Genomic DNA, 23,260 nt, shown 5'->3' with positions numbered 1-23,260 from the left:
CCCATGCGCCGCCTGCTGGCGATCACCACGGCCCTGACGCTGCTCGGCCCTGCGGTCTGGGCTCCCGTCTCCATGGCCCAGACGGAAAGCGTCTCCGCGCGCCCGGACGGAGCGACGGTGGTCATCTACCGCGACCGCCCCGTGAACACCGTCGAACTGATGGCCCAGTCGCGTCAGTCCTGGAACCTGTTGGACCAGCAGGGTCTGGCCCTGATCGTCGAGACGCGCACCGTCGACCTGCCGGCGGGCGAGGGGATCATCCGCTTTCGAGGTCTGGCCACCGGGGTGGTGCCGCAGAGCGCGGTGCTGGAGGGCCTGCCTGCCCATGTGGTCGAGCGCAACGCCGACTTCGACCTTCTGTCGCCCGCCAGCCTGATGGAGAAGTCGGTAGGCGAGGTCGTGCGCGTCGTCCGCACCAATCCCGCGACCGGCGAACAGGTCGAGAAGGCCGCCGTCATCCGCGCGGGCGCCCAAGGGACCGTGCTGGAGATCGACGGCCGGTTCGAGGCCCTGGACTGCTCGGGTCAGACCGAGCGCGTCATCTTCGACCGCGTGCCGGAAGGTCTGGGCGACCAGCCGGTGCTGTCCGTCCGCACCCGCGCCGAGCAGGCCGGCCGCCACACCGTCACCCTGGCCTATCTGGCCACGGGGCTGCAGTGGTCGGCCGACTATGTGGCGCGGCTGAACCCCGACGGGCGGACGCTGGACCTGACGGGGTGGGTGACCCTGGCCAACTTCGGCGGCACCGGCTTCCCTGACGCTCCGGTTCAGGTGGTGGCCGGCACGCTGAGGAAGGACGACGGCACCGTGCCGGTTGAGCCGGTGATCCGCTATCCGCAGACCGGCTGCTGGCCACAGGGGACGACGACCTTCGGTTCGGGAGAGTTCGCAAACTATGGCGGGCCTCCGCCGCCGTCGCCCCCGCCTCCGCCGCCCATGGCCGCTCCCATGATGCGGATGGCGGTCGAGAGCGCTGTGGACGAGATCGTCGTCACCGGCAGCCGGGTCGTTCGTCAGGGCGAACTGGGCGACTACAAGATCTACACCCTGCCGGAGCCGACCACGGTGGCCGCGCGCCAGACCAAGCAGGTGCGGTTCATAGAGCGCGAGGGCGTGGCCTATGACCGCGTCTATCGCGCCTGGGTTGATGACAATGATAGCGCCGAGGCTGAGCCGGCCGAGATCCAGCTGCGGCTTCGCAACGAGGCGCGCACGGGCCTGGGCCTGGCCCTGCCCGGCGGCACGGTGGCGGTGATGCAGCCCGACGGCGTGGGCGGCGCCCTGCTGGCGGGCGAAGACCGATTCGAGGACAAGGGCGTGGGCCTGCCGGTGCGTCTGACGTTCGGCCAGTCGCCTGACGTGCGGGTCGCGACGCGGCGTGGGTCGTCCAGTTCGACCCGGGACAAGGGGATCCGCACGCGCCGCGCGGATATGGAGATCACCGTCACCAATGCGCGCAGCGAGGCCGTGACCGTTGATCTGTCGCCTCAGGCGGCGGGACGGCGGGGCTTCCGCATTCTCAGCCAGTCGATCCGCAGCCGCATCGACGACACCGGCTATCCGGTCTGGACGATGACCGTGCCCGCCAACGGCGCGGCGACCCTTAAGGCGACCTGGACGACGACGGACTGAGGCTGTGATTCTCCCTTCCCTTCGTGGGGAGGGAGAGGCTTGCGCTATTCCCCCCGCGCCGCCTGCCTGGGGCTGAACTTGGGCGCCGGGGCCAGGCGCATGACCTCGCCCTGATAGCGTTCGTCTTCGCCGTTCACCGCAAAGGGCAGGGCGTCGGCGCAGGCCTGCAGCATGGCGTCCAGCCAGGGCTTGTCGGCCTTGTGGAAGTCGCCAAGGACGTGAGCGTGGACCAGTTGCGGCTCGCCGGGGTGGCCGATGCCCATGCGGGCGCGGCGGAAGTCGGCGCCCAGGTGGCTGATCAGGCTGCGCACGCCGTTCTGACCCGCCGCGCCGCCGCCGGTCTTCATGCGGAAACGACCGGGGGCCAGGTCGATCTCGTCGTGGAAGATGATGATTTCGCTGGGCTTGATCTTGTAGAAGCGCGCCGCCTCGCCGACCGCCCGGCCGCTCTCGTTCATATAGGTCTGGGGCTTCATCAGCAGGACATTGGTCCCCTCGACCTCGCCCTCGCTGACGATGGACTGGAACTTGGCCCGCTCGGGGCCGAAACGCCAGCGGCTGGCGATCTCGTCCACGGCCATGAAGCCGATGTTGTGGCGGTTCTTTTCGTACTTGGCGCCCGGATTGCCGAGCCCTGCGATGATGATCATGCCGCCCTCATGCCCTGTGCTTCGGGCAAAGAAAAGCCCCGCTCCGGCGAACCGGGCGGGGCTGAAATCTTCCGAAGAAGAAGCCTATCAGGCTTCGGCTTCAGCGGTGGTGTCACCGGCGTCCGACTGCGAGGCAGCCGAGTTCTTGATCGTGGCGATCACGAAGTCGCGGTCGGTGATGGTGGCCGAGGCGCCCTTCGGCAGGGCGATGTCCGACATGCGGATGGTTTCGCCGATTTCGCGACCCTTCAGGTCGACAACCAGCTCTTCCGGGATCTGGTCGGCGGCGACCAGGATCTCGACCGAGTGACGGACGACTTCCAGCATGCCGCCGGCGCGGGTGTAGGGCGCTTCGTCAGCGTTCTTGAAGTGAACGTTGATTTCGATCTTGATCGGAGCCTTGGCGTCGACGCGCATCAGGTCGAAGTGCATCGGACGGTCCGACACCGGGTCGAAGTCGACGGTCTTGGCGATGACCGGCTGGGTCTCTTCGCCGTACTTCAGGGTCACCAGGTGGCCCAGCAGCTTGCCGGTGTAGAGCGACTTGCGGAAGTCCTTCTCGTTCACCGAGATGGCGACGGGGGCCTTGTCGCCGCCGTACAGGATGCCAGGGACAGCGCCCGCGCGACGCACTGCACGTGCGTTGCCGGTACCAACGCCTTCACGGACGTCAACGTTCAGAATGATCTCGGCCATCGGGCTCGCCTCAACAACAACAGTAACGCCGCGCCAACCGGGGCCCGCGCAGCGGGGTCATGAACCCTCGAATTCAAGAGGGCGGGCTATTACACGGAACATGGGGAGGACGCAACCGCCCCGGTCGTTTCAGCCCGCCTTGTCGTCACTTCATGCCGCTTCCCGGCATGGGATTGGACTCGGCGATAGTGACGGTTGGGGTGGTTTGAGCGGGCGCGGGCCCGGTATACTGGGCCGTGCAGGTCGCCAGATCGCGCAGGATATGGCGACCTGTGCAGAACATGTCCTCATAGCTGGGGCGCGATGCGGCGAGGCACTGGTACAGCATCAGCTTCGACATGCTGAGGCAGAACTCGTTGTTCGATTCGGTCGACAGGGCGTTCGTGTTGGCTTGCGCGTCTTCGCCGGCGGCTCCCAGAGCGGCCAGGGCGGCGATCGCCAGGGAGTTGACCACTGCAGGCGTGAACGGCGCGCCGCGCTGCGCCGGCGTCAGGTTCAGCCCCGAGCCGCTGTTGGCGGCGGCGAACAGGCGGGCGCTTTCCTCTGCCGAGGGCAGGCGCGCCACCGCCAGGGCCTTGGCGCCTTCCAGTCGGCCGCTGCGGTCCGCCACGGGCTGCACCGCCCAGCGGCGCCGCGGGTCGCGACGTTCCTGAATCGTATAGGCGTCGCCTTCAACCGCTTCGGCGATCGCCGTCAGAGCGGCGATGTCCTTGCCGAGCGTCGAGGTGATCAGGCCTGCGGCGGCGTCGGCGCCGGGCAGGGTGGCGGCGTAGGCCGGGTCGGCGACGATGCGCGAGATCATTTCCTGCCGCAGGGCAGGCGTCGAGGCGAACTGGCGTACGCCGGCGACATATTCGGGCGATTGCAGCGCGAGGATCGAGCCGTAGGCGATCATGCCGCGCGACAGCTGGCCTGGCTCGGAGGCGGCGCCTTTGCGGATCGCCGCCTGAATGGACTCAGCGTCGGCGAATCCCGCCTGTATGGTGCCGACTTCGCGCACGTAGGCGACATAGACCGAGGCTGCCTGGGCCACGCCCTGGTTCAGGCTTACCGCGGGCAGGGGGGCGACCACCGGCGGCGGCGGCGGCGCTTCCGGTTCGGGCGTCGAGCAACTGGCCAGAAGGGCGGCGGCGGCGATGGCGGCGACGGACAGGCCGCGGCGCAAGAAGGCCTGGGTCATCGGCGAACTTCCCTCAAATCAAACGCGGGGCGCGCCCCTTGAGGCCAAGGTAGGCGCGCTCCAGAAACTGATGCGTCTTATATCGCTGAGGGAATGGTTATTCGAAGGTTAATCGAACAGCTTCGAGACCGATTCCTCATTGGCGATACGGCGGATAGCTTCGCCGATCAGAGGGGCCACGGAAACCGTGCGGATCTTCCCGCACTTCAAAACTTCGTCAGGCTGTTCGATGGAATCGGTGATCACCAATTCCTTGAGCGGGCCGTTGGTGACGCGCTGCACCGCCGGACCCGAGAGGACGCCGTGGCTGATGTAGGCAGAGACCTCGGTGGCGCCGCGATCGATCAGGGCCTGGGCGGCGTTCACCAGGGTGCCGCCCGAATCGACGATGTCGTCGAACAGGATGCAGCGGCGGCCTTCGACGTCGCCGATGATGTTCATGACCTCGCTCTCGCCTGCCTTGGGACGGCGCTTGTCGACGATGGCTAGGTCCGCGTCCAGTCGCTTGGCCAGCGAGCGGGCGCGCACCACGCCGCCGACGTCCGGCGAGACGATCATCAGATCATCGCCGCGCGGATAGTGATCCTTGATGTCTTGGGCCAGCACGGGCGTGGCCACCAGGTTGTCGGTCGGAATGTCGAAGAAGCCCTGAATCTGGCCGGCGTGCAGATCCATGGTCAGGACGCGATCAGCGCCGGCGCGGGTGATCAGGTTGGCCACCAGCTTGGCCGAGATCGGCGTGCGGCCGCCGGTCTTCCGGTCCTGACGGGCGTAGCCGAAGTAGGGCATGACCGCCGTGATCCGCCGCGCCGACGCCCGCACCAGGGCGTCGGTCATGATCAGCAGCTCCATCAGGTTGTCGTTGGCCGGATAGGAGGTCGACTGGATGACGAAGACGTCTTCGCCGCGGACGTTCTCCTCGATGACGGCGAAAACCTCATTATCGGCGAATCGCTTCACCTGGGCCTTGGTCAGGGGCATGTCGAGGTGGGACCCGATGGCCTGGGACAGAGTCCGGTTCGAATTGCCAGAGAGCAGCTTCATGACCGGTCATCCTTTTGCCGTCATCGCTGCGCCAATGAGCGCAGTCGTTTCTGGACGCGCTCTTTAGCAGCGGATCGCCTCGCATCAACCCGTCATGACGGATTTCGCTGCATTGGCATGGTCGCCGTCGCTGCTATAGAGATCGCCGTAACGACTGCGGCGCACCGGGGGTGTGCCGTGACCAAGGCATCTTAAGAGGTCGCCCTTGCCCGCTTCGAAGTCCCGTACCGGCCTGACCCTGATGACGGTCGCCGTCGCCGCCCTGACGGTTTCCGCCTGTTCCGGGACCAAGCCGCGCCAGCGACTGGCCTATGAGGAGCGCCCCGTCGAGGCGCTCTACAACACCGGCTATCAGCGACTGCAGTCCAAGCGCTGGACCGACGCCGTGGACTATTTCCAGGAAGTGGAGCGTCAGCACCCCTATTCGGAATGGTCGCGTCGGGCGATCCTGATGCAGGTCTACGCCTATTATCAGAACAACAACTATCAGGACGCCATGGCGGCGGCTGATCGTTTCATCGCCCTGTTCCCGGGCAACCCGTCTGCGGCCTACGCCTTCTACATGCGCGCCATCTGCAACTTCGAGCAGATCGTCGACGTGGGCCGGGACCAGGCCTACGCCGAGGCCGCACTGGCTGGCTTGCGCGACGTCGCGCGCCGCTATCCCAACACGCCCTACGCCACCGACGCCCGCGTCAAGATCGACATGGTCAACGACCAGCTGGCCGGCAAGGAGATGACCGTGGGTCGCTTCTATCAGCGGGCCAACCAGCCGCTGGCCGCGATCAACCGCTACAAGACGGTCATCAATAGCGAAGCCTTCCAGCGCAGCTCGCACACACCGGAAGCCCTGTACCGTCTGGTGGAGGTCAACCTCGCCCTGGGCCTGAACGAAGAGGCTACCCGCAACGCCGCCGTCCTGGGTCACAACTATCCGGGCAGCCCCTGGTACGCAGAGGCCTACGCCCTGCTGACCGAACGTGGCCAGCGCCCGGACGTTCAGCCCGAGGCCAAGCGCGAAAGCTGGCTGCAGCGGATCATCCCCGGCGGGGCCTGATGCTTTAGGGGGACGCATGCGGAAAGACGCTGCGTTCCCTTTCTGCTTCCGGCTACAGTGGGCTGTAAAGTCGAATCAAGCTGGCCCATGCTGACCACACTCTCGATCCGTGACGTCGTTCTCATCGACGCCCTCGACCTGGAGGTCGGCGAGGGGCTGACCGTGCTGACCGGCGAGACCGGCGCCGGCAAATCCATCATTCTCGACGCTCTGGGCCTGGCGCTCGGCGCGCGCAGCGATGCGGGGCTGGTGCGCGCGGGCGCCAAGCAGGCGGTCGCCACCGCCGTCTTCACCGCCCCCGACGACGCCGCCCTGATCGCCCTTCTGGCCGAGCGCGGCTTCGAGGTCGCGCCGGGCGAGGAGTTGATCCTGCGCCGCGTCGTCTCGGCCGACGGCCGCAGCCGCGCCTACGTCAACGACCAGCCCGCGGGCGTCACCGCCCTGCGCGAGATCGGCGCCCTGTTGGTCGAGGTGCATGGCCAGCACGAAACCGTCGGCCTGCTGGACTGGAAGACCCACCGCGCCCTGCTGGACAATTATGGCGGCCTGCAGCCCCAGCTGTCGGGCGTGGCCGCCGCCGCCGAGCGTCTGAAGGCCGCTCAGGGGCGTTTGGACCAACTGGAAGCCTCCGCCGCTGAAGCCGCCGCCAAGGCGGAGGAGATCGCGCTCAACCTCGCCGACCTTGACGCCCTGGACCCGCAAGCTGACGAGGAAACCGAACTGGCGGGCGAACGCGCCATCCTGGGCGCGGCGGAAAAGGCTGTCGCCGACCTGGCCGACGCCCGCAACCTGCTAGGCGGGGACAAGCTGAGCCAGCGTCTGGCTTCGGCCCTGCGCGCCGTCGAACATGCCCGCCAGCGCGCCGTTCAGGCCGGGGCTGAGGGCGACAACCCCATCATCGTCAAGCTGGCCCTGGCGGCCGAGGCCGTGGACCGCGCGCTGGTCGAGGCGACCGAGGCCGTCGCCGCCGTCGACGCCGCCGCCGACGCCTTCGACTTCGAGCCGGGCCGTCTGGACAAGGCCGAGGAGCGCCTGTTCAGCCTGCGCGCCGCCGCCCGCAAGCTGAACACCACGGTCGACGCCCTGCCGGCGCTGCGCGTCCGTCTGCGCGAGCAACTGCGCCTGATCGAGGACGGGGCCGAGGCCCTGACCAACGCCCGTCGTGACGTGGCCGTGGCGATCGAGGCCTATGATGTGGCCGCCATGCTGCTGACCTCGGCGCGCGAGGCGGCGGGCGATCGTCTGGTCGCAGCCGTCATGGCCGAGTTGGGTCCGCTCAAACTGGATCGCGCCCGTTTCCGCGTGATGCTGGAGCCCATCGAAGGCCGGCGCGGCTCTCTGGGCGTCGAGACGGTGCGTTTCGAGGTCGCCACCAACGCCGGCACGCCCTTCGGCCCGTTGGACACCGTGGCCTCAGGCGGCGAACTGGCGCGCTTCGCGCTCGCCATGAAGGCGGCGCTCGCCAGCCGCGAAGATCAGCGCCAGCCGGTCATGATCTTCGACGAGGTGGATCAGGGTGTCGGCGGCGCCGTGGCCGAGGCCGTTGGCGGGCGCCTGCAACGTTTGTCCAAGGGCGCCCAGGTCCTGGTCGTGACCCATAGCCCCCAAGTCGCCTCGCGCGGTCACGCCCACTGGAAGGTCCGCAAGGCCGATGTGGACGGCCACACCCGCACCTCCATCGATGTGCTGGAATCCCATCCCCGCCAGGAAGAAATCGCCCGGATGCTGTCGGGCGCCGAGATCACCGACGAGGCGCGGGCGGCGGCGCGGGTGCTGATCGGATAAGGGCGATGCGCGACGACGGCACGGTAGGTTTCTGGGTCTACATCGTCGCCAATCATCGCAACGGCGCCATCTACACGGGCCACACAGAAAACCTGGGGCGTCGTGCGCATGAGCATGCGTCCGGTTTGATGCCCGGCTTCACGCGCGACCACGGATGCAAGACCCTGGTCTGGGCCGAATGGCACGAAACCCGCGAAAGCGCTTTTCGGCGCGAGCGCGCTATCAAGGAATGGCGACGCGCATGGAAGCTGCGCCTGATCGAAGAATGCAATCCGACCTGGCGGGATATGTTAGCGGACTATGTGACGTAGGGCCCAACCCAAGCTCGCTCATCCCGGCGAAGGCCGGGATCCAGATCATAGGGTGGAGTGGTGAATTCTAGAGGGCGGGACTGCGCCAGCTGAATAGGCGGCACCACCTTACAATCTGGATCCCGGCCTTCGCCGGGATGAGCGGATTAAGGGGATGCTTAGACGCCCAGAATCCAGCCTTCTTCGTTCTCGACCTGGGCCAGCAGGGCTTCGTCCGCGCTCTTCGGCGGCGCAAACGCCTTCTGCAGCGTGCCGGCGTCGTCCATTTGGGCGAAGGCTTCGGCGGCGGTGCGGACCTGGGCCTGGGTCTTGTATTCCTTGACGCCCTCGGCGCTGACCTGACGCTTGGCGTCGAACAGGGCGGGCCAGACCTCGACCACGACGGCCGACAGGGGCTCGACGTCGGCTTCGGTCAGCTCGCGCCAGCCCGTGCCGAAGGGCCAGACGGCGGCCGAGGCGCCCAGCTTGTCCAGCAGGCGGCGCAGCATGGGCACGCCCAGCAGGGTCAGGCCGCCGACAGCGCCCGCGCCGTGCATCTGCCAGACGCTCTTGGGCGGCAGCTTGTCCTTGCGCGCGGCCAGTTCGGTGGCGCGGAACTCGGGGATGTCGGCGCCGGCGCCTTCGGGCGGCTTGGTCGTGGTCAGCCAGCGTTGCGCCTGGCTGGCCGGCGAGCCCCAGAAGGGCCAGGCCTCGTCCGTCATCAGACGGTTCATCTTGGCCGCGACCTGATAGCGGTTGTTCGTGTTGTCGGCCTTGTCGACAATGTTGGCGGCCAAGAACTTGCCCATGACGTCCCAGGGGCGACCGTCCAGCTTCAGACGCGCCGCCGTGCCGGCGGGGAAGCCGAAGTCGAAGTCGAAGCCGACCAGGACGCGGTCGCCGCGCTTGCGGTGTTCAGCCAGCAGGTCGGCGATCAGCTTCTCGCCCTCGGCGCGCGTGGCGACGTTGTGGGTCTCGGTATAGAGGCGGAAACGCACGTCGCGCTTGGCCACGCCGACCCACAGGGTCTGCTCGCCCAGCTTCTTGCCTTCGGCGGCGGTCCAGTCGGCGATGATGTAGGCGTCGAAGAGACGGGCCACGGCGGGCTCCTGAAGAAACGCAGTAAACAGCAGAGGCGGGGGTTCTAGCCTTCCGCGACGAGGCCGGGAAGGGGGCGATCAGCGCTTCATCAGGGCTTCGACATGCGACAACCAGCGCCGCCCCAGCCGCAGGGCCTCGGTCGGCGAGCCGGTCGAGGCCGGCAGGTCGGCGTTCCACAAGGCCAGTTCGAACTCGGGGCTGCGGGTGTCGGCGAACATCAGGCGCAGCACCACCTGCTCGGCCTCGGGCACGACCACGTCCAGGTCCTTGCGCAGGGCGCCGCGCCGGGCACGGGCCACGACGTGGCCGTCGACGATGATCTCGCCGCCCTCGACCTCATCGAAGGCATAGACCAGTCCCTGCGAACCGCGCTTCCACAGCACCACCACCTGTCCGCCGTCGAAATCCAGACCCGCGGCGCGGCCCTCGGCGGGCGACAGGGCTTCGGTGTCGGCCTTAACGCCCAGCGACTTGAGCAGGGCCCGCTTCAGCCGCCGTTCCGGCTCCATCCACCAGGACAGCAACAGGGCGCCGGTCGTCAGGAAGGCGGCGGTCAGGGCGATCAGCAGGATGACCCTGAACGTCTCGCCCATGGGTCAGGCCTCCATATCCAGCTCGACCACCACGGGGACGTGGTCGCTGGGCTTGTCCATGTCGCGGGCCTCGCGATGGGTCTCGACGCCCCGGAACCTGTCCGTGGCCTGGGGCGACAGGAGGGCGTAGTCGATGCGGATGCCGTTGTTCCTCTGCCAGGCGCCGGCCTGATAGTCCCAGAAGGTATAGGTCCCCTTGGGCTCCCCGCCCAGGTCGTGGGCGTCGGCAAGGCCCAGCCACTTCATGGCGTTCAGGGCCGCGCGCGTTTCCGGCTGGAACAGGGCGTCGTTGACCCAGTCCTCCGGCTTGGCCGCGTCGTCGGGCGTCAGGATGCAGTTGTAGTCGCCGCACAGGGCAAGCGGCTCCTCGAAGGCCAGCAGGGCCTTGGCGTGGTCGTGCAGGCGTTGGAACCAGGCCAGCTTGTACGGAAACTTCTCGGTGCCCAGGGGATTGCCGTTCGGCAGATAGATGGACGCCACGCGCACCGGAACCGGGGCCTCGATCAGGGCCTCCAGATAGCGGGCCTGTTCGTCTGCGTCGTCGCCGGGCAGGCCGCGTCGGATGTCGGACAGCGGGAATTTCGACAGGATGGCGACGCCGTTATAGGTCTTCTGACCGTGGGTCTCGACGTTGTAGCCCAGGCTCTCGAAGGCCTCGCGCGGGAATTTCTCGTCCACGCATTTGATTTCCTGGAAGCAGACGACGTCGGGATTGGCGGCTTCCAGCCAGGCCAGCACGGTGGGCAGGCGGGCGTTGACCGAGTTCACGTTCCAGGTGGCGATGCGCATGGCCTAAGGCTAAGCCGCGTCGCGTTCGGCGAAAAGAGGTCGCCAAAAACAAAGACGCCGCCGGATTGCTCCGGCGGCGCCTCGTTTGACGATCAGGCGTCGCTTAGGCTTGCGGCGTCGCGGCCGGAGGCGTGGTCGTCAGCTTGCAGCCGCCGCCGATCTGCTGGGCCGTGGCGCAGGGATAGACCTGTTGCACGACACGCTCGGCGTTCTGGCGAATGATGAAGCCGTCAGCGCCGGCGCAGGTCATTTCGATGAAACGGCCGTTTGCGTTCTGACCCATCAGACGGACCTGCTGCACGTCGCAGGCAGCGGCGTCCGTGCCGGGCAGCCAGGCCTTAACCGTCGCAGCCTGTTCAGCGGGCGTGGTGAACAGGCAGGTCGAGTTCTGGCTGAGGATTTGCAGGCATTCGGTCTTTTCCCAGCCCGAAGCGCTCTTTTCGATCCAGTAGCCGTCAGCGCCGGCGCAGCCCACTTCATAAATGACGGCGCCGTCGCCCGATTGGCCCCTCACTTTGACTTCATCGACGGTGCAGGGGACGCTGGCCTGGGTCGCATAGGCCTTCAGGAAGCCTTGAATGTCCAGGTTGCCCGGAAGGGTGCAGGTCGGCCCGGTGGGGGCTTCAGGATTGGCCGCGCGAGCGGCTTGAGCTTGGCTGTCGAGAATGACGCAGTCGACGGCTTGGGGCGGCGTGGAGGCGACTACAATATAGCCCGGCGCGCCGGAGCAGGCCGTTTCGTAAATTTTGGTCTGTTCAGCAGTTTGCCCCAGCAACTTCGAGTCGGTCACCTGGCACGTGACCGATGCAGAAGCGAGAACCGCTTCAGCTTCGGCCTTGATGACCGCCGGATCCACTGGAGCGGGCGCCTGGTTGCGTTGCTCGCGATTCTGGCGTTGGCGATCCATGCGTGACGGGGTGACGCGGCTGGACGGAGCCGAGATCGCGGACTGTGAGGAGGCCGGTCCGTTGCCGGTCCCGGTGCCGTCTTGCGCGTTGGCAGGTGAGGCGACCAGAGCCGCCAGGGTGAGCGCGCCGCCCAGCGCCGCCAGAGTTTTGTTCAACACGGGGTTCTCCTCAAACCAATTCCGTTAGCCTTGGCGACCGGATTCCTCGCGGTCAAGATAGCGATGGGGGGCTGAAACTCGCTGGACGTTGAAATAGCTGTTGGCTAAAACAGTTTTTTTTGGAGACGGACTTGGCCGACGGTGTCGCAGGATCAGAGGGGCGTACCGAGCGCGGCCTGACCTATCCATCGGGGCCGCCGCCCGAGGCTGGTCACGCGGTCGAGGTCGCGCCCGGCGTGCTGTGGCTGCGTTTGCCGCTGCCGATGACGCTCAACCACATCAACGTCTACGCCCTGGCCGACGGCGACGGCTGGACCCTGGTCGATACGGGGCTGAAGACCACCGCCTCGCGCGAGGCCTGGGAGGCGGCGTTTGCGGGGCCGTTGGGCGACAGGCCGGTCAAGCGCGTCATCTGCACCCATATGCACCCTGACCACATCGGCCTAGCAGGCTGGCTGTGTGAACGGTTTAACGCACCGCTGCTGATGTCGCGGTTGGAGTACGTGACGGCGCGGATGCTGATCGCCGACGAGGGGCGTCCCGCGCCTGACGAGGGCGAGGTCTTCTATCGCGCCGCCGGCTGGAACGACGAGCAGATCGCGCGCTGGCGCACCGGCTACGGCGGGTTCGGCAAGGCGGTGGCGGCCATGCCTTCGGCCTATCTTCGGCTCAGCGAAGGCGATGTGGTGCGCATCGGCGACGAGGAATGGCGCGTGGTGATTGGGGAGGGGCACTGTCCCGAACATGTCTGTCTGTGGCGCGAGCGCGACGGCGTGCTTCTGTCGGGCGACCAGATCCTGCCGCGCATTTCCTCGAACGTCTCCGTCTGGCCGACCGAGCCGGAGAGCGATCCCCTCGGCGAATGGCTGCGGTCTCTGGCGGTGCTGAAGGCGCGGTTGCCCGGCGACCTGTTCGTCCTGCCGTCGCACGGCGAACCCTTCTATGGCGTCACCACGCGACTGGAGGCCCTGATCCGGGGTCATGAGGTGGCGCTGAAACGACTGGAGCGAACACTGAGGACGCCCTCGCGCGCCGTGGATGTGTTTCCGGCCCTGTTCGCACGCCCGGTGGGCGACGAGGTGCTGAGCATGGCGACTGGCGAGGCGATCGCGCACTTGAACTATTTGGCCCGCGAGGGGCGGGCCCGGCGCAGCCGCGATGAAGCGGGCGTCGATTGGTGGATGCTGACGGAGGCTGGACAATGAGCGAGCACATCAAACTCGAACGGGACGGCGGCGTCATGACGGTCGCCTTCGACCGAGCAGACAAGAAGAACGCCATCACCCAGGCCATGTACACGGCCTTGGCCGAGGCCGTCGAAGGCGCCAAGACCGACGACGCCGTGCGCGTCGTCCTGTTCCGCAGCGAGGGCGACTCCTTCTCAGCCGGCAACGACATCGCCGACTTCATCGCCTTGGGCTCTCAGAGCAGCGGCGATCTGGTCGAGATGGGCGTGTTCCGTTTCCTCAAGGCCCTGGCGGATCTGGACAAGCCCGCCGTGGCGGCGGTTCGCGGGCGCGCCGTGGGCATCGGCCTGACCTTGCTGCTCCATTGTGACATGGTGGTGGTGGCCGAGGACGCCCTGCTTTCTGTTCCCTTCGTCAATCTGGCCCTGGCCCCCGAGGCGGCGTCGTCTCTGCTGCTGCCGGCGACCATCGGCCATCAAAGAGCGTTCGAGCTGTTCGCCTTGGGCGAGGCCATCGACGGCAAGACGGCCCTGGCCTGGGGTATCGCCAATCGGGCGGTTCCGGCCGATCAGGTCGATGCCACGGCGCGCGAACTGGCTGGCAAGCTGGCGGCGCGAGCGCCCAACTCGATCCGCAAGACCAAGGCCCTGATGCGCGACGCCGAGACCCTGTGGTCCCTGATGCAGCGCGAAGCCCAGGCCTTTGGCTCGCAGATGCGCAGCCCCGAGGCGATGGAAGCCTTCATGGCCTTCAGCCAGAAACGCGCGCCGGATTTCACCAAAGCGGGCTGAATTCGCGCAAACGCGATTGATTCGAGGGGGCTGGGGGTCTAGGCGCCGCGCATGAACGCCGTCGTCGCCCCCGTGTCCGTCGAATCCGCAGTCCCCGTCCGCATCGTGCGAGAACGAACGGGCGATGCTGCGGCCATCGACGCCTTGGTGCTGGCGGCCTTCGGTCCAGGCCGGTTCGCCAAGACGGCGGAGCGGCTGCGGGAAGTCGCGGCTCTGGCTGCGGGCTTTTCGGCCTTTGAGGGCGAACGGCTGATCGGCTCGGTGCGGCTGTGGTCGATCACGGTCGGCGTGGCGCGTTCGGTGTTTCTGGGTCCCATCGCCGTGGACGCCTCCAGCCGCCGCGGCGGACTGGGCGCCGAACTGGTGCAGGCCTGCATCGTCGAGGCCAGGGCCATGAAGCTGGACGGGGTGCTGCTGGTCGGCGATCCGCCCTATTTCTCGCGCTTCGGCTTTGTCGCGGCGCCCCGGGCCGTGTTCGCTGGGCCGGTGGATCAGCGCCGGGTGATGTGGCTGCCGATCAGCGAGGTCGAGCCGGCCGGGGCGGTGCGTCCCGTCGCCTGAGGTCGGACTGACCTTCCTTTGCCGGGCGACGCGTCCCATAGTTCGGATATGACGAACCCTGCGACAAAGCCTGGCCTGTCCGGCGTCGCCGAAGCCGCGCGACAGACGCCGGGGCACGGCCTGCCGCCGGTGCATCTGTGGCATCCCGAACATTGTGGCGACATCGATATCCTGATCCGGGCCGATGGCGTCTGGCTGCACGAGGGCTCCCCCATCGGCCGGACTGAACTGGTGCGACTGTTCTCGACGGTGCTGCGCAAGGACCCGGACGGCTATCACCTGGTCACGCCCGCCGAAAAGCTGAAGATCAAGGTCGAGGATCTGCCGTTTCGGGCTGTGTCCGTGCAGGCGGCGAACGGCGTGTTGAGCTTCACGACCGATGTCGGCGACGTGGTCGAGGCAGGGGCGGATCATCCCCTCGTGGTCGAGACCGACGCTGAAACCGGCGAGCCGTCGCCGCGCGTTCATGTACGGGCTGATCTCTGGGCGCGGATCGCGCGGCCGGTTTTCTATGAGCTGGTCGAAGGGGCCGAGGCGGTCGACGGGCAGTTGGTGGTGCGATCCAGCGGAGAGGCCTTCGCTCTGGGAGGGCTGGAATGAGCTGCGACAGCTTGAGGAAGCGGCTGGAGGCTCGGCTGGACCCGGTGACCTCATGGACGCCCGAACGGACCGCGATCCGGTCCGATTACGATCTGAACCCCGGCGCGGAACGACCCCCGCGCGAACTGCGGCCCGCCGCTGTTCTGGTGCCGATCATCATGCATGATGACGGCCCGACAGTTCTGATGACCCGGCGCTCGGACAGCCTGGCCAGCCACACCGGCCAGATCGCCTTTCCCGGTGGACGGCTGGACCCGGGCGAGACGGCGGGGCAGGCGGCGCTGCGAGAAGCCTTCGAGGAGGTGGCGCTGGACCCCGGCGTGGTCGAGCTGTTGGGGCTTGGCGATCCCTATGAGACGGGCACCGGGTTTCTGGTGACGCCGGTGGTCGGCTGGCTGACGAAACCGCCGCTGGTCACGCCTTCACCGGCTGAGGTGGCCGAGGTGTTCGAGGCGCCATGGGACTTCCTGATGGACCCGGTCAATCATCGTCGGGACTACTACGACCCGGAGGAGGGGCCGCGTCGTTGGTTCTGGGCCATGCCGTTCGAGGACCGCTATATCTGGGGCGTGACAGCGGGCATTCTGAAGGGCCTGTTCGGACGGCTGTACGGCGACGAGGCGGAGCCCCTGTCGGCTGCGGCCGAGGACGCCGCGTGAGCCGACGACTGCAAGGACAGGACTGGCTGACGGCCCCGGCGACGCGGGCGGTCATGGCGGCGCTGACGGCGGCGGGCGGGGCGGATTGCGCGCGCTTCGTCGGCGGCTGCGTGCGCAACGCCCTGATCGGGGCGCCCATCGACGACATCGACATCGCCACGACCCTGACCCCCGACGCGGTGGCAGTTGCGCTGAGGGCGGCGGGGCTGCGCTCGGTCCCGACCGGCATCGAGCACGGCACGGTGACCGCGATCTCGGAGCATCAGCCGTTCGAGATCACCACCCTGCGCCGCGATGTCTCGACCGACGGACGGCGCGCCACCGTGGCCTTCACGACCGACTGGGCCGAGGATGCAGGGCGGCGCGATTTCCGCCTGAACGCCCTCTATGCCGATGCGAACGGCGTCATTCTGGACCCTACGGAGCAGGGCTACGACGACGCGATGGCCGGGCGGATCGTCTTCGTCGGCGAACCCGAGGGCCGGATCCGCGAGGACTATCTGCGTATCCTGCGATTTTATCGCTTCTACGCCTGGTACGGCCGGGGCGCGCCGGATGCGGCGGCGGTGGCGGCTTGCGCGGCTCTGGCCGAGGGCGTCGAGCAGTTGTCGGCCGAGCGGGTGTCCAAGGAACTGCTGAAGTTGCTGGCGGCGCCTGATCCGCGTCCGGCTGTGCGGCTGATGGATCAAGCAAGCGTCTTGGAACGTGTGTTACGTCAACCTGTCGAACTGGCGCTGTTCGAGGCGATGACAGAGCTGAGCGGCGACGCAGTACTGCGGCTGTCGGCCCTGTTGCCGGACGATCCGGCGGGGGTGGCGGAAGTCGCCCGAGCGCTGCGGCTATCCAACGCGCAACGCCACCGTCTGGTCGAGGCGGTGGCTGGCCAGGCGACGACGACCCTGACGGATTCGCAGGCGCGCGCGGTCATCTATATCGACGGGCGACAGGCGTTCGAAGACCGCGTCATGCGGGCCTGGGCGGCAGGGGGCGACCCGGAAGCGGCGCAGCGTCTGTTAGCGCTGTCGAAAGACTGGACGCTGCCGACCATGCCTGTCGGCGGACGGGACCTTGTGCGGCTGGGTCTGAAGCCGGGGCCAGAGACGGGGCGGGTGCTGAAGGCCTTCGAGGCCGGCTGGATCGCGGACGACTTCCCTGATCATGGCCACGACGACCGGCTCAGGGCGCTTCTGCCGCCAGCGTGAAACGGGTTATGACAGGACGGTGGTCCGAGCCGTTCTTGCGGCCCAGTTTGCGCTCCAGCAGGGCGAGGTCGGGCGAGCGCCAGACCTGATCGATAGTCATGGCGGCGCCCGCCGGCAGGGCGGAGGGCCAGGTGCCGGGCCAGCCGGGGGCGGGGATCAGGCCGGTTTCAGCCTGGACCTGACGGCCGATGCGGGCGCTGGAAACGCTGTTGAAATCGCCCGCTGCGATGACAGGGCCGCTCATATCGCGACGAATGGCGGCCAGGGCCGTGGCCTGATTGATCTGTCCCCACTGATACTGGAATGGCCAGGGACGGGTCAGGTGGGCGCCGATGATGTTGACGGGGCCTAGCGGCGTGTGTGCCATAGCGGCGACGGAGACCAGGCCGTCGGGGCGGTCAGCGATGGCGGTCAGCGGATAGCGTGAGGCGATCGCGGCCCGCGCGGCTCCGCTGGGCCGGTCCACGCGGGCGTTCAGGACGCGATGCGGATAGCGCGCCAGCACCTGGTCGAGCTGAGCCGCCGGCGCGTCGCCCAACTCGACCAGGACGACGATGTCAGCATCGGACTCGGCGATGGAGCGGGTGATCGCCACGACGTCAGTATTGGGCGCCCAGAGATTGGCGGAGTAGAGCGTCAACGTCGGCGCGCCCTCGCGCGGAACGGCAGCGCCGCGTGGAAACCATTGGGGCCAGACGGCGAGAACCAGCAGGCCGGTGACCGTCAGCCCCGCGATCATGCCGGGTCGCAGTCGCAGCAGGGCATAGGCCAGCGTCAGAACCAGCGTCGCCGCAAGGGCCGGGGCGGGAAACTGGGCCAGCAGGTCTGTCCAGCGGTGCCCGATCCGCGTCAGGGCGGACATGGCGACGGCGGCGGGCGCGGCCATCAGGCCCAGCGCTGCCAGGTGGATCGCGGCCTTCAAAGGAGAGATCAAGCGGACTTCCTCGCGGACTGACGCGGCGGACCGCCCCCTTGGCCTATCCGACCCGAACGCGTCGTGTCGAGGGGCTTTCCTGTAAGTCCCAGGTGCGACAGCGCGCGCAATCGGACGCGCCAATGCCTTCTAATTTCCGGGTTTGCGGGGCGCCCGACGTGTTCAGCGCGCCGCAGCGACGGTCGTCAGCAGACTGATCCTCCAATCCTTGGAGATCTTCGATGAGCGACGACGTCAGCGCGCGGCTGGGCCTACCCTATCTGGCGGCAGGGCAACTGCAGAAACACGTGACCCTGAACGAGGCGTTGACGCGTCTGGACGCCCTGACCCAGACGGCGGTGGTCAGCCGCTCGACCGCCGCGCAACCGACATCGCCAGCAGATGGCGCCCTCTACATCCTGCCGCCCGGCGCGACTGGCGCGGACTGGGTCGGACGTCCGGCGGGCGCCTTGATGCGCGCCGAAGCCGGTGGCTGGCTGGCGCTCGACGCGCCCGACGGCCTGCTGGCCGTGGTGCTGGACAGCGACGACGTGCTGGTGCGTCGCGCCGGGACCTGGGGGCCGCTGTCCGGGGCAGTCGAGCCAGTGACGGCCCTGCAGAACCTGACCCGTCTGGGAGTGAACACTGCGGCGGATGCGACCAACGTCTTCGCGGCGCGCCTGAACAAGACGCTGTGGACGGCGCTGGAGAGCGAGAGCGGCGGCGACGGCGACCTGCGCTTCACTCTCAACAAGCAGGGGGCGTCGGACGTTCTGTCGTTGCTGTTCCAGAGCGGCTGGGGCGGCCGGGCCGAACTGGGCCTGATCGGCGACGACGACCTGAGGCTCAAGGTCAGCGCTGATGGTGGAACCTGGCGCGACGCCTTCTGGGTGGAGCGCGCGACCGGGCGGATGACGTTCGCGCGCGGCGCGGCCCGCTGCGAGACGACGGTTCTGACGGCTACCGGGGCCTGGACGCCTCCGGTCTGGGCGCGGTGGGTCGAGGCGGTCTGCGTGGGCGGCGGGGGAGGCGGCGGTGCTGGCGCGGCGGGCGCATTGGGCACGGCGCGCTATGGCGGCGGCGGTGGCGGGGCGGGCGGCGTCTCGGTTGCCCGCTGGCCGGTTGAGGCTCTGACCGGGGCGCTGGCCGCCATCGTCGGTAGCGGCGGGGCCGGAGGCGCAACGGCAGGCGCAAACGGCGCTGTCGGGGCGAACAGCAGTCTGTCCCTGGGCGGGACCGCCCTTCTGACAGGCGAAGGCGGCAAGGGCGGTGCGGGCGGCAGCGCGACATCTGGCTTTGGTGGTGCGGGCGGGGGTGGCCTGGTTCGTTCAAACGCGGGCGGCGACTCGTCGATCGCGGCGGCGGGAGGCGGGGGGGTGGCGTCGACCCGGCCGGATGGGCCGGGAGGCGGCGGCGCCGGCGGCGGCGTCAGCACCTCGAATGCGGGAACCAGCGGCGGATCGGGCGGCGACGGCGCGATCTTGCACGTCCGCGCGGCGGGCGGGCTGGGTCGGACGACGACGGGCCTGGCGGGCCAGTCTTCGCCTCTGCTTGGCTTGTCGTGGGCCGGCGGCGGCGGCGGCGGGGGCGGCGGGGCCGTTGAACTGTTCGGGGCCGGGTCCGCCGGCGCGTCCGGGGGCCTGTACGGCGGCGGCGGCGGCGGGGGCGGCGGCGCGGTGACGACGGTCGGCACAGGCGGCGCGGGCGCAGCGGGCGTCATCTGGCTGACGGCGATCGGATGAGCGCCATGACCCGATATTTCGACCGCCTCCTCGAACCTGACCTGCTGGACGAAGAGGTCTGGGCCGCGCCCGAGCGGCTGACCCCCGATGACTGTTTTGACCAACTGGGCAGCGACTGGCGCAGGCCCGTCGCTCCCTGCGACCCGGAGGATGAAGCATGAGGGTGGCCGGTGGAAACGAGATGGGCCTGGCCGAAGGGCGCTGGCTGTGGCGGCGTCTCTATATCTTCATCGCCAGCGCAGCGCTGTGGTGGTTGCTGGCGCGTGCGGTGGGGCGGACGGCCCCCGCCGACCTGCCGCGCGTGGCGGACGGCTTGATGGGGCTGATCGCCCTGATGCTGGTCCTCTATCTCGTGGCGCCGACAGCCCAGCAGATGGTGGCCATGCTGGCCAATCTGCGGCTGAGATTGGCGGCGGGAGGCAAGGCATGAGCTTTCGCCTGTCGCAGCGTTCGCGAGCGCGGATGCGGGGTGTTCACCCAGATCTGATCGCTGTTGTCGAGGCAGCGATCCGCCGGACCGAGGTGGACTTTATGGTCACGGAGGGCTTGCGCGATGCGGCCCGTCAGGCGGCCCTTGTCAGGGCGGGGGCCAGCCGCACGATCAACTCGCGCCACCTGACCGGTCACGCGATCGACGTGGCTGCCCTGGTCGACGGCCAGGTGCGCTGGGATTGGCCGCTGTATGGCCGTATCGCCGAGGCCTTCAAGGCGGCGGCGTGCGATCTGCGCATTCCGCTCACCTGGGGCGGCGACTGGACCCGGCTGCGGGACCTGATGCGGACGCTGACGCCATTGGGCTGGCTGGCCTTGGCAGGAGCGGCAGTGGTGCTGTTGACGATCACCGGTCGGGGGCTGGGGCTGAGATGGGATCCGTTCAGCCTGCAGCAGCGGCGGCTTGAAGTCGTCGAGGCGCGCGCGACCCAGGCCGCGAAGGATGCCGAGGCCCGTCGCCTCGAGGCCGAGGGCAGGGCGGGGCAGACGGCGCGTCTCGACATCTATCACCGACAAACCTTGGCCGTGGAACGGGCGACCGTCGCGGCCGTCACCCAGGCGAGGAGCGCCGAGGATGCGAACGACCTGCTGGACCCTGTGCGGTCTGATCGCCTGCGGGCTCATGACCGCGAACTGTGCCGGCTCACCCCCGATCTCGACGGTTGCGCCGCCGCGCCTGGTCCTGCCTGAGGCGGCGACGCGCCCCTGCGCCCTGGCGACCCTGCCCGAAGCGCCCGGCCTGGCGGATCTGGAGGCGGCCTACCTGACGCGCGGAGCTCAGATCGTCGCCTGTGACGGCGCGCGGCGGCTGGCGGTAGAGACCTTGACGGCCGAGCGGACGATGCAGGACCGGTGGGCCGGGGCGGGGAAGGGCTGGAAGAAACGGCCCAAACCCGGCTGATGCAGCGCTTTTTGCCGGGCGACCCGGAAAAATCTGCCGATCATGGTCGTTAGGCGGCAAAATATGCCGGGCTGGAAACGTGGTTTACCAAAACTAACGCATAAAAATCAGTAGCTTGAAAATCGAAGGGGTGTCGTCGCTTCTGGCCCTGTCCTTGCTGAGTGTCTTCCCGAGCAGAAAGCTCCCGGCAGCCAAAATGGCGTCGGACATGTCGAAGACACAAGGACAGCCAAAATGGCTAACAGCATCAATACGAATGCCGGGGCTCTTGTCGCCCTGCAAAATCTCAACGCGACCAGCCGTGACCTCAACGTCACGCAAAACCGCGTGAATACAGGCCTGAAGGTTTCCTCGGCCAAGGACAACGGCGCGATCTTCGCGATCGCCACCAATCAGCGCGCCGAGATGGGCGCCTTGGACGCCGTCAAGAATTCCATGCAGCGCGGCCAGTCGATCGTCGACGTGGCCCTGGCCGCCGGCGAGACCGTGGTCAAGGCTCTGGAAGAGCAGAAGAGCCTGGCGGTCGCCATTTCGAACGCCACCGGCGACGCCCTGAAGGCCTACGTCACCGACTACAACGCCCTGGGCGCCGAGATCACCAAGGCCCTAGCTGGCGCCACCTTCGACGGCGTGAACCTGTGGACCGACACCACGGCCGCCGGCGCCACCATCAGCGTCAAAACCGGCACGGGTACGACCGACAACTTCGTGCTGAAGGGCGGCGCGGCCGCCACGACCGCTACGGCTCCGGCCAGCGCCGCCGCCCTGGTCATTTCCAACTACACGACGCCCAGCGCCGCCGACATCACGGCCATGCAGGGCCTGACGACCGTCGTCACTGGCTCGATCACCTCATTCACCAGCGAACTGGGCGCCATGGGCACCAAGTCGAAGTCGCTCGAGCGTTCGCTGATCTTCACCAACAAGATCCAGGACGCGGTCGAGGTCGGCATCGGCAACCTGGTCGACGCCGATCTGGCCAAGGAAAGCGCCAAGCTGACGGCGCTGCAGACGAAACAACAACTCGGCGTCCAGGCGCTGGGCATCGCGAACCAGTCGAGCTCGATCCTGCTCGGCCTGTTCCGCGGTTAAGAATTGGGGGCGGGTTTCAAGAGGCTCGCCTTTCGATAAGCACTCCCCCGAGCAGAATGCTCGCGGCGCCAGAACGGCGTCGTCCATATAAAAAGTAAGGACCACCAGTATGGCCAACAGCATCAACACGAACGCCGGCGCTCTCGTTGCCCTGCAAAACCTGAACAACACGAGCCGTGATCTGTCGATCACCCAGAACCGTGTGAACACCGGCATGAAGGTTTCTTCGGCAAAGGATAATGGCGCCATCTTCGCCATCGCCACCAACCAGCGCGCCGAGATGGGCGCCCTGGACGCCGTCAAGCAGTCGATGCAGCGCGGCCAATCGATCGTCGACGTGGCCCTGGCCGCCGGCGAAACCATCACCAAGGCGCTTGAAGAGCAGAAGAGCCTGGCGGTGGCGATTGAATCCTCGGTCGCCGGTTCGGCGGCTGAGACGGCCTATCTGGCTGACTTCAACGCCCTGGGCAATGAAATCACCAAGGCCCTGGCGGGCGCCACCTTCGACGGCGTCAACCTGTATTCGGCCGCCGCGGCGGACGTCGAGGTCAAGACGGGCACCGGCGCAACGGACAAGTTCGTCCTGAAGGCCACCGGCGCGGCCACGGCCGTCGCCACGGCCGGCGGCGCGATCGTCCGCGCCGGCGCCACTGCCACGGCTGTGGACACGGCGCTGAAGGCCTTCACGGCCGAGCTGGGCGCCCTGGGCACCAAGTCCAAGTCGCTGGAACGCTCGCTGACCTTCACCGGCAAGATTCAGGACTCGATCGAAGTCGGCATCGGCAACCTGGTCGACGCGGATCTGGCCAAGGAAAGCGCCAAGCTGACGGCGCTGCAGACCAAACAACAACTCGGCGTCCAGGCGCTGGGCATCGCGAACCAGTCGAGCTCGGTCCTGCTCGGCCTGTTCCGCGGATAAGAATTGAAAGCGGGCCTGCGGGCCGGTTTTTGATGAAGGAGACTACCCCGAGCAGAACGCTCACGACGTCAAAATGACGTTGAAAATGTCAAAGACAAAGGAAAGCCAAAATGGCCAACAGCATCAATACCAATGCGGGCGCTCTGATTGCTCTGCAAAACCTCAACAACACGAGCCGCGATCTTGCGGTCACGCAAAATCGTGTGAACACCGGCCAGAAGGTGTCGTCCGCCAAGGACAACGGCGCCATCTTCGCCATCGCCACCAACCAGCGCGCCGAGATGGGCGCCCTGGATGCCGTCAAGCAGTCGATGCAGC

At 67.8% G+C, this 23,260-nt stretch carries 26 protein-coding genes and 1 pseudogene; 18 read left to right on the top strand and 9 right to left on the bottom strand.

From position 1 onward, the window contains the following. Positions 1–3 precede the first annotated feature (3 nt). Complete coding sequence (locus B3K53_RS00135; RefSeq protein ID WP_292081802.1) at positions 4–1,632, top strand: DUF4139 domain-containing protein; 1,629 nt, start codon at positions 4–6, stop codon at positions 1,630–1,632. Between the two features lie 44 nt (positions 1,633–1,676). On the opposite strand, the gene pth is transcribed toward B3K53_RS00135, so the two are convergent. The 4 genes from pth to B3K53_RS00115 all read right to left on the bottom strand — a co-directional run bounded on the left by pth (position 1,677) and on the right by B3K53_RS00115 (position 5,202). Then, positions 1,677–2,282: an aminoacyl-tRNA hydrolase gene (gene pth / locus B3K53_RS00130; RefSeq protein ID WP_292081800.1), complete on the bottom strand. Its 606-nt coding sequence runs from the start codon at positions 2,280–2,282 to the stop codon at positions 1,677–1,679. A gap of 87 nt (positions 2,283–2,369) precedes the next feature. Beyond that, on the bottom strand, positions 2,370–2,978 hold the full coding sequence (locus B3K53_RS00125) for a 50S ribosomal protein L25/general stress protein Ctc (RefSeq protein WP_292081799.1): 609 nt from the start codon (positions 2,976–2,978) through the stop codon (positions 2,370–2,372). Between the two features lie 145 nt (positions 2,979–3,123). Beyond that, positions 3,124–4,158, bottom strand: a complete 1,035-nt coding sequence (locus tag B3K53_RS00120) for a hypothetical protein (RefSeq protein ID WP_292081797.1) — start codon at positions 4,156–4,158, stop codon at positions 3,124–3,126. Positions 4,159–4,266: 108 nt separating this feature from the next. After that, the gene (locus B3K53_RS00115) at positions 4,267–5,202 is read right to left on the bottom strand and encodes a ribose-phosphate pyrophosphokinase (RefSeq protein WP_292081794.1); all 936 of its coding nucleotides are present in this window, start codon (positions 5,200–5,202) and stop codon (positions 4,267–4,269) included. Between the two features lie 241 nt (positions 5,203–5,443). Here B3K53_RS00115 and B3K53_RS00110 point away from each other — a divergent pair, with 241 nt between their 5' ends. From B3K53_RS00110 to B3K53_RS00100, 3 genes are all read left to right on the top strand, one after another. Then, entirely contained in the window at positions 5,444–6,259 is an 816-nt protein-coding gene (locus B3K53_RS00110) for an outer membrane protein assembly factor BamD (RefSeq protein ID WP_292081965.1), read from the top strand. Positions 6,260–6,346: 87 nt separating this feature from the next. Continuing rightward, positions 6,347–8,044, top strand: a complete 1,698-nt coding sequence (gene recN, locus B3K53_RS00105; protein ID WP_292081792.1) for a DNA repair protein RecN — start codon at positions 6,347–6,349, stop codon at positions 8,042–8,044. Between the two features lie 5 nt (positions 8,045–8,049). Further along, a complete protein-coding gene (locus tag B3K53_RS00100; protein ID WP_292081791.1) occupies positions 8,050–8,355 on the top strand; it encodes a GIY-YIG nuclease family protein in 306 nt (101 codons plus the stop codon). Positions 8,356–8,513: 158 nt separating this feature from the next. Here B3K53_RS00100 and B3K53_RS00095 read toward each other — a convergent pair whose 3' ends face one another. From B3K53_RS00095 to B3K53_RS00080, 4 genes are all read right to left on the bottom strand, one after another. Next, on the bottom strand, positions 8,514–9,434 hold the full coding sequence (locus B3K53_RS00095; protein ID WP_292081788.1) for a cobalamin biosynthesis protein CbiG: 921 nt from the start codon (positions 9,432–9,434) through the stop codon (positions 8,514–8,516). A 78-nt stretch (positions 9,435–9,512) separates the two neighbouring features. Further along, positions 9,513–10,028, bottom strand: a complete 516-nt coding sequence (locus B3K53_RS00090; protein WP_292081786.1) for a hypothetical protein — start codon at positions 10,026–10,028, stop codon at positions 9,513–9,515. A gap of 3 nt (positions 10,029–10,031) precedes the next feature. Further along, positions 10,032–10,817, bottom strand: coding sequence for an exodeoxyribonuclease III (locus B3K53_RS00085; protein WP_292081784.1), 786 nt, complete (start codon positions 10,815–10,817; stop codon positions 10,032–10,034). Positions 10,818–10,920: 103 nt separating this feature from the next. After that, complete coding sequence (locus tag B3K53_RS00080; RefSeq protein WP_292081782.1) at positions 10,921–11,883, bottom strand: hypothetical protein; 963 nt, start codon at positions 11,881–11,883, stop codon at positions 10,921–10,923. A 131-nt stretch (positions 11,884–12,014) separates the two neighbouring features. Here B3K53_RS00080 and B3K53_RS00075 point away from each other — a divergent pair, with 131 nt between their 5' ends. Genes B3K53_RS00075 through B3K53_RS00050 form a run of 6 tightly spaced genes read left to right on the top strand, consistent with a single transcriptional unit; the run spans position 12,015 to position 16,883 of the window. Beyond that, the gene (locus B3K53_RS00075; RefSeq protein ID WP_292081780.1) at positions 12,015–13,088 is read left to right on the top strand and encodes an MBL fold metallo-hydrolase; all 1,074 of its coding nucleotides are present in this window, start codon (positions 12,015–12,017) and stop codon (positions 13,086–13,088) included. After that, positions 13,085–13,861: an enoyl-CoA hydratase gene (locus tag B3K53_RS00070; protein ID WP_292081778.1), complete on the top strand. Its 777-nt coding sequence runs from the start codon at positions 13,085–13,087 to the stop codon at positions 13,859–13,861. Before B3K53_RS00075 ends, B3K53_RS00070 begins: the two co-directional genes overlap by 4 nt. A 51-nt stretch (positions 13,862–13,912) precedes the next feature. Continuing rightward, entirely contained in the window at positions 13,913–14,422 is a 510-nt protein-coding gene (locus tag B3K53_RS00065) for a GNAT family N-acetyltransferase (protein WP_292081775.1), read from the top strand. Between the two features lie 48 nt (positions 14,423–14,470). Then, positions 14,471–15,022, top strand: a complete 552-nt coding sequence (locus B3K53_RS00060; RefSeq protein WP_292081773.1) for a DUF1285 domain-containing protein — start codon at positions 14,471–14,473, stop codon at positions 15,020–15,022. Continuing rightward, on the top strand, positions 15,019–15,681 hold the full coding sequence (locus tag B3K53_RS00055; protein ID WP_292081771.1) for an NUDIX hydrolase: 663 nt from the start codon (positions 15,019–15,021) through the stop codon (positions 15,679–15,681). The genes B3K53_RS00060 and B3K53_RS00055 overlap by 4 nt, the downstream gene beginning before the upstream one ends. Next, the gene (locus tag B3K53_RS00050; RefSeq protein ID WP_292081769.1) at positions 15,678–16,883 is read left to right on the top strand and encodes a CCA tRNA nucleotidyltransferase; all 1,206 of its coding nucleotides are present in this window, start codon (positions 15,678–15,680) and stop codon (positions 16,881–16,883) included. Before B3K53_RS00055 ends, B3K53_RS00050 begins: the two co-directional genes overlap by 4 nt. Here the strand turns inward: B3K53_RS00050 and B3K53_RS00045 are convergent. Further along, entirely contained in the window at positions 16,858–17,817 is a 960-nt protein-coding gene (locus tag B3K53_RS00045; RefSeq protein WP_292081767.1) for an endonuclease/exonuclease/phosphatase family protein, read from the bottom strand. The genes B3K53_RS00050 and B3K53_RS00045 overlap by 26 nt on opposite strands. 221 nt (positions 17,818–18,038) lie before the next feature. Between B3K53_RS00045 and B3K53_RS00040 the strand changes: the two genes are divergently transcribed. The 8 genes and pseudogenes from B3K53_RS00040 to B3K53_RS00005 all read left to right on the top strand — a co-directional run. After that, positions 18,039–19,538 carry a DUF2793 domain-containing protein gene (locus B3K53_RS00040; RefSeq protein WP_292081765.1) on the top strand — a complete coding sequence of 500 codons (1,500 nt, stop codon included), beginning with the start codon at positions 18,039–18,041 and terminating at the stop codon, positions 19,536–19,538. A gap of 5 nt (positions 19,539–19,543) precedes the next feature. After that, the gene (locus tag B3K53_RS00035; protein WP_292081763.1) at positions 19,544–19,699 is read left to right on the top strand and encodes a hypothetical protein; all 156 of its coding nucleotides are present in this window, start codon (positions 19,544–19,546) and stop codon (positions 19,697–19,699) included. Further along, positions 19,696–19,968 (top strand): hypothetical protein, encoded by a 273-nt coding sequence (locus B3K53_RS00030; protein WP_292081761.1) that lies wholly within the window; start codon positions 19,696–19,698, stop codon positions 19,966–19,968. Before B3K53_RS00035 ends, B3K53_RS00030 begins: the two co-directional genes overlap by 4 nt. Further along, positions 19,965–20,720, top strand: a complete 756-nt coding sequence (locus tag B3K53_RS00025; protein ID WP_292081759.1) for a M15 family metallopeptidase — start codon at positions 19,965–19,967, stop codon at positions 20,718–20,720. The genes B3K53_RS00030 and B3K53_RS00025 overlap by 4 nt, the downstream gene beginning before the upstream one ends. Next, entirely contained in the window at positions 20,653–20,931 is a 279-nt protein-coding gene (locus B3K53_RS00020) for a hypothetical protein (protein ID WP_292081757.1), read from the top strand. Before B3K53_RS00025 ends, B3K53_RS00020 begins: the two co-directional genes overlap by 68 nt. Before the next feature lie 234 nt (positions 20,932–21,165). Beyond that, positions 21,166–22,023 carry a flagellin gene (locus B3K53_RS00015; RefSeq protein WP_292081754.1) on the top strand — a complete coding sequence of 286 codons (858 nt, stop codon included), beginning with the start codon at positions 21,166–21,168 and terminating at the stop codon, positions 22,021–22,023. A gap of 109 nt (positions 22,024–22,132) precedes the next feature. Continuing rightward, entirely contained in the window at positions 22,133–22,942 is an 810-nt protein-coding gene (locus B3K53_RS00010) for a flagellin (protein WP_292081752.1), read from the top strand. Between the two features lie 110 nt (positions 22,943–23,052). Beyond that, a pseudogene (locus tag B3K53_RS00005) lies at positions 23,053–23,260 on the top strand (flagellin); the annotation flags it as partial.

It is taken from the genome of Brevundimonas sp. UBA7506 (assembly GCF_002479495.1).
GTDB lineage: Bacteria > Pseudomonadota > Alphaproteobacteria > Caulobacterales > Caulobacteraceae > Brevundimonas.
The sequence above is the reverse complement of the archived record's forward strand: the minus strand, read 5'-3'. Positions and strand labels throughout refer to the sequence as shown.